The organism is Brevundimonas sp. AAP58, from assembly GCF_001295975.1.
Taxonomy (GTDB): Bacteria; Pseudomonadota; Alphaproteobacteria; order Caulobacterales; family Caulobacteraceae; genus Brevundimonas.
On sequence record NZ_LJHU01000078.1, the window covers coordinates 1 to 6143 of the forward strand.

The 6143-nt window shown below is 70.4% G+C and carries 6 protein-coding genes; all 6 read right to left on the reverse strand.

What is annotated here, in order from left to right; all coding sequences use genetic code 11:
- Positions 1–89 precede the first annotated feature (89 nt).
- Positions 90–2123: a heme lyase CcmF/NrfE family subunit gene (locus tag IP78_RS10980; protein WP_054111732.1), complete on the reverse strand. Its 2034-nt coding sequence runs from the start codon at positions 2121–2123 to the stop codon at positions 90–92.
- Positions 2120–2617, reverse strand: coding sequence for a cytochrome c maturation protein CcmE (ccmE, locus tag IP78_RS10985; RefSeq protein ID WP_054111728.1), 498 nt, complete (start codon positions 2615–2617; stop codon positions 2120–2122). Before ccmE ends, IP78_RS10980 begins: the two co-directional genes overlap by 4 nt.
- Positions 2618–2656: 39 nt before the next feature.
- Entirely contained in the window at positions 2657–3469 is an 813-nt protein-coding gene (gene ccmI, locus IP78_RS10990) for a c-type cytochrome biogenesis protein CcmI (protein ID WP_054111729.1), read from the reverse strand.
- Positions 3470–3529: 60 nt separating this feature from the next.
- Entirely contained in the window at positions 3530–4888 is a 1359-nt protein-coding gene (locus tag IP78_RS10995) for a hypothetical protein (protein WP_054111730.1), read from the reverse strand.
- Between the two features lie 84 nt (positions 4889–4972).
- Positions 4973–5983: a sugar kinase gene (locus IP78_RS11000; RefSeq protein ID WP_054111731.1), complete on the reverse strand. Its 1011-nt coding sequence runs from the start codon at positions 5981–5983 to the stop codon at positions 4973–4975.
- A gap of 21 nt (positions 5984–6004) precedes the next feature.
- The coding region (locus IP78_RS15040) for an SDR family oxidoreductase (RefSeq protein WP_156320288.1) at positions 6005–6143 on the reverse strand (139 nt) is incomplete at its 5' end.

A 6143-nucleotide genomic window follows, 5' to 3' on the forward strand; every position in this document is an offset into this window, starting at 1 on the left:
GGGGGGGGGGGGGGGGGGGGGGGGGGTGGAGGCACGGCGGGACCGTGGCCCCCCGAAGACGCGGACGGAGTCTCTGCGCCTCAGCCCGATCATCGCGCGTCCACCCCCACTCCAACCTCTCCCCCCTCGAGGGGGAGAGGCTTTTTGCGACGCCCCGGCATGGCCAGACGCAGCCGCCGATCCAACAGGGACAGAATCCCGCCCAACGCCATGATGGCCGGACCCAGGAAGATCAGCCGGGCCCAGGGGTTGTGATAGATCCGGACCGTCCAGGCGCGCTCACCCTCTGGCGTCGCCCGCCGCTCGCCCATGACGACATAGACGTCGTCCAGCCCCCGGAAATCGAGACCGACCTCTGTCGTCGTCTGTCCTCCCGCCGGGAAGAAGCGACGCTCGGACGTCACGGTGCGCGGGGTCGCCCGGCCGTCGACGGAGGTGACGGTGACCACCCCCTGCTCGGCCAGATAGTTCGGGCCCTCGACGATCTGGACATCGGTCAGGGTCGCCTTCCACGGCCCGGCGATGACGCTGCCCCCGATCGGCAGGGCCTCGGCCGATTCCAGCTTGAAGCTCGTCTCGGCCACGGCACCCAGCACGAAGACGCCCAGCCCGGCGTGCGCCAGCGTCATGCCCCAGGCCCCCATCGGCAGGCCGCGCGCGCGGCGCAGAGCCTCGGCGAGCGGCGCGCGGAACAGGCGGATGCGCTCCACCACCTCGGCCAGGGCCCCGGCGATCAGCCAGACCCCGATGGCGATGCCCGCCGCCGTCAGCGCCTTCTTCGGTTCGAACGCCAGCCAGGCGGCGAACCCGCAGGCGATGGCGATGCCGCCTGCGACGGCCAGCCTCTGCATCGCGCCGACCGCATCGCCCCGCTTCCACGCCAGCAAGGGACCGGCGGGCAGGATCACGAAGGCGACCAGCATCAGCGGCGTGAAGGTCAGGGCGAAATAGGGCGGCCCGACCGAGATGGTCTCTCCGGTCGCCGCCTCCAGGATCAACGGATAGAGGGTGCCGAGCAGCACCGTCGCCGCCGCCACGGTCAGGAAAAGGTTGTTCAATACGAGCGCGCCCTCACGGCTGACCGGGGCGAACAGGCCACCGCCCTTCAGCTGGGGCGCGCGCCACGCGAACAGGGCGAAAGCCGATCCGGCCGCGACCGCGAGGATACCCAGCAGCATCAGCCCTCGCTCGGGATCCACGGCGAAGGCATGCACCGACGTCAGGACGCCGGATCGAACGAGGAAGGCCCCCAGCATGGAGAAGCTGAAGGCCAGCAGGGCGAGGAACACCGTCCAGCCCGCCAGCGCGCCGCGCCGTTCGGTCACCACCGCGCTGTGCAGCAGGGCCGTGCCCGCCAGCCACGGCATGAAGGAGGCGTTCTCGACCGGATCCCAGAACCACCAGCCGCCCCAGCCGAGCTCATAGTAGGCCCAGAACGATCCAAGCGTGATGCCCAGCGTCAGGAACATCCAGCTCGCCAGGGCCCACGGTCGCACCCACCGCCCCCACGCCGGCCAGAAGCCCGAGAAGGCCCGCCCCTCCACCAGGGCCGCGACGGCGAGCGAGAAGGTCACGGAGAAGCCGACGTAGCCGAAGTAGAGCAGCGGCGGATGGAGCGCGAGCGCCGGGTCCTGGAGCAGAGGGTTCAACGAGTTGCCCTGTACCGGCGCGTCCTCGATCCGCACGAAGGGATTGGAGGTGAAGACGGCGAAGGCGAGGAACATGACCGTCAGCGCGCCCTGGGCCGCGACGGCGGAGGTCTTGAGCCCAAACGGCAGCCCGCGCGCGCGGGCCAGCAGCGCCCCGAACACCGCCATGACCCCGCACCACAGGACCAGCGACCCCTCATGGCTGCCCCAGGCGGCCGAGACCTTGTAGAGCATAGGCTTGTCGGTGTGGCTGTTCCTCGCGACGTTCTCGACCGAGAAATCCGACACCACGAAGGCGAAGATCAGGGCCGCGAACGCCAGCACCAGGGCAAACGCCGTGGCGATCGCCGCCCCGTCCGCGCCACCGGCCAGCAGCGGGCTGCGCCGCACACGCCCGGCCGTCGCCAGTCCCGTCTGCAGGACCGACAGGACCAATGCCAGGATGAGGGCGAAGGCCCCGAACTCGACGATCATGTGGCGCTGGCGGCCCGGGCGGCGGCGCTGGCGGGCGGTGGGCCTTCTTCCGGCCGCCACTCGCCCTTGGCCTTCAGGCTCTCGGCGACCTCGCGCGGCATATAGGTCTCGTCGTGCTTGGCCAGAACGGTGGAGGCGCGGAACACCCGGTCCGGCCCGAACGTTCCCTCCGCCACGATCCCCTGCCCTTCGCGGAACAGGTCGGGAAGGTCGCCCTCGTAGATCACCCGGCTGGTGGCGGCGTTGTCGGTGACGGCGAAGGACACGGTCGCGCCCTGCTGGACCACGCTGCCGGCCTCCACCAGACCGCCCAGACGGATCTTGCGACCCGCCGGCGCGGCCTGTTCGGTCGCCTCCGACGGCGAGAAGAAGAAGGTCACATTGTCCTGCATGGCCCACAGCGACAGGCCGACCGCCAGCGCCAGCACGGGGGCGGCGGCGGCGACGACCCACAGACGACGTCGGGCCTTGGGCGATTTGGGAAGCCAGCTCATGACGCCGTCATATCTCCGCCGACGGTTGCGTCCAACGGGTCATCCCGCCGCGTCCAGACGGGTGGTCAGGTCGGCCCGGCGCGGATCGGCTGGATCGAGCGCCTCGATCAGCGGCGTCCAGAGCTGGCGCGCCCGCTCCGTCTCGCCCCGGGTGATGGCGAGGTCGCCCAGGAAGAACCGCGCGCCCAGCTGGGTCGGATCGAGCTCCAGAGCGCGGGTGAAGGCGGCCTCGGCGTCCGGCTGGATCTCGCCCTCGGCGGCGCGGACCAGGCTCTCGCCCAGACGCGCCCAGCTGGTGGCGTCATCGGGCTGGAGCGTCAGGGCGCGGCGAAAGGCCGTCGCCGCCCCAATCGGGTCGCCCGCCTCGAAGCGGGCCGCGCCCAGCATCGTCAGGGCCATGTGATTGTCAGGCTCGCGCCTGACCGCGCGGCTCAGGACCGCGGCGATGCGGGGCGCGTCCAGCGTCTCGGCCTGGCTGGCCCATTCGTCGATGCGACGCTCATAGGGCTGATCTTCGAAGCCGGGGCTACCCATGACGAAATAGAGCCCCAGGGTGCCCGCCGCCGTGGCCACGAGGGCACCCAGGGTGATGGCGCGGTCCCTCGGCCCGACGGACAGCGCCGCCTGCGGAGCGGGCTCGGACAGCAGGCGACGCCCGGCCTCGGCGCGCGCGGCGGTCCAGGCGTCCTCATCCAGCAGGCCCCTTGCCTTCAGCCGATCCAGCTCAGCCAGCTCGGCCGACGCCGTGGGCGCGGCGACGTCGCTCGCGCTTGCGCCCCGGCGCGCGCCGGTGAGCACCATCAGCCCCGCCAGAGCGGCGGCGAGACCGGTCAGGGTCCAGAAAACGATCATGGCGGACACGCTTAGACCAAGCGGAGAGCTCCCGCGAGAGCCCGCGACACCGCGTCTTGGTCAGGCGGTCCGGGCCAGCGAGCCGGCGGCGGCGGCGCGCCTGCGAACCGTGCGGGCCGGCTCGGTCGCGTCGATCAGTAGAAGCAGCTTGGCCAGGGTCTCGACATGGGCCAAGGCGCGGTCTTCGTCCTCGGCTTCGCCTGCGTTGACGGCTTCGATCGTCAGATCGACGAAGGTGGTGATCCGGTCGATCGCCGACTGCACCAGCTGGGATCTCTGACTCTCAATCCCGAAGGTCTGCGCTGCTGTGCGCATGGCGCCGACGAGCGTCAGAAGAACGATGGCGGTCTGCACCGCCCCGGGCGGGACAGCGCGCTCAAGATCGGCCGCTTCGCGCGTCATCCGCCCGGCGGTCTTGACCCGTTTCAACGGCAACACCGCGTCGAGCGCCTTGTCCGTCGACTTGAGGGTGTTCGACAGACCCCGGTTGATGCGGGTCCGGGCGTCGCGCGCCGTCGTGCCCCACTCACCGTTCGGATCGAGCTGGAGCGTCATGTCCAGTTCCGCCAGCGTCTCGGCGCACCAGGCGATGTCCGCCTTGATCTGGGGACCGGGATCGACGCCGGCCGCAGGCTTGAAGGCCCCGATCCGGGCCACTCGCGCCTCGACCTCGGCCAGCAGGCGGTTGACGAAGACCGCCATCTCGGAGCCGGACAGCACGCCTTCCTTGCTGGCCGAGCGCGAGGAATGGACGACCAGACGCAACACCAGCGAGGCGTCCGCCAAATGGGCGAACAGGATTTCCAGCATGCGCGGACCGCCGTCCGGCGTGATCTCCCCGGCGTCGCGGATCAGCAACCTGAGTTCCGCCAACTGGTCGGGAGTGGGTCTGAGAATCCAGTGCGGCAGAGATTTCAGGGCGCGACGCGCCAGGACCGCCAGGTCGAAACACCGCGCCAGGTCGGTCAGCCCCGCGTCCCGTTCGGCCTCCTGACCGGGCGTCGCCGGCCAGATCACATCGGCCTGGTCCCGGATCACGCCGGACGCGGCGATGCAGTAGCGGTCGGCCACGGCCACCACCTTTGGATCATCCTCGCGCAGGCGGATGTCGTCGAGCGTGGTCAGCAGTTCCGGGGCCGTGGCTGAAGCCGCCTTCCAGAGACGCGGCAGGACGCTAGACGGAAAGACCAGGCCCTCCACGCCGTCCCGGCGCGGGGCGAACAGGGGCATCATGGGGGCGAAGGCGACAGCGCGGCGTTTGCGGTCGACGCCCTCCTCGGCCAGCATCTGCGACAGGGCGCGGGCCTTGTCGCCCGGCATCTGGGCGACGGCCAGGGACAGGGTCTTCAGCGTCCTGTCGGGCAAGCGCTCGACCATCTGGGCGAGCACCGCACGCTGGGCGACCGACAATTCGGCCATGCCATTCTCCGAAAGCCGGACAGACCCGGCCAACCCGGATGGTGAACGGCCGAGGTTAAAAAATCCGGAAACGGCGTTTGGCGATCAGCGCCGGATATCGAAGCCGTCAGCAGCCATGGCGGCTCGCACCTGGGCCTCGTTGAACAGATTGAAGTCGCCGTGGACGGAGTGTTTCAACCCCGCCGCCGCGAGACCAAAGGCCAGAGCCTCGTCGTCCGCCCACCCCCTGGCCACGCCATGCAGAACGCCCGATGCAAAGGCGTCGCCGCCGCCGACCCGATCCACGACGCCCGACAGGGTGATGGGCGCGGCGTGATGTTCGCCGTCGCGGGTGATCATGACGGCCGACAGGGTCTGGTCGGCGACGCTGTCGTTGATCCGCAGGGTGCAGCAGATGCGCTCAAGCCTCGGCCAGGTCTCGAACGCAGCCGCCGCTGCCGCGCGGCGCCTCTGGGTCGGATCCGGGTTGCTGAACGACCGACCGAGGATCAGGGCGAAGTCACGGTCGTCGGCGAAGGCAAGGTTGGCACCCTCCATGATGGGGCGAAGCACCGACGGGGGATCGCCATCCCACTCCGACCACATCTTGCCGCGGAAGTTGCCGTCGAAGCTGACCTTGACCCCGCCCGCCGCAGCCGCACGCACGGCCGCCAGCGCCGCCGACGACCCGCCCGGTCCCGTCGCCGGGGTGACACCGGACAGATGCAGCCATTCGACCCCTTGCAGCAGGGTCGGCCAGTCGAACGCCTCCTCGACATGGCGGACGAAGGCAGAACCGGCGCGGTCGTAGAGCACCTCGGACGGCCTGCGGACGGCGCCGGGCGTCAGGAAGTAAAGCCCCATCCGACCGGGCAGGAAGCGGACACGGGAGGTGTCCACACCGTGCTTTCTGGCTTCGTCACGCGCGGCGTGGCCCAGGTCATTGTCCGGCAGAACGGTGGCAATGGCGGCGTCGGCTCCGAGCCGCGCGAGCGACACGGCGACATTGGTCTCCGCTCCGCCCGGCCGGACGGTCAGCGCGGGTGACTGCATCAGGAGTTCACCGGAGGCGGGCGTGAGACGCAGCAGCATCTCGCCGAAGCAGAGGATGGTCATGGCGATGACGCTAGACCGGGATCACCGCGCGAGCCAACCACCATCCACCGGCAGGGTGATCCCTTGCACATAGTCGGACGCGGCCGAGGCCAGGAATACCGCTGCCCCGCCGATGTCGGCGGGTTGTCCCCAGCGCCCGGCGGGGATGCGGCCAAGGATT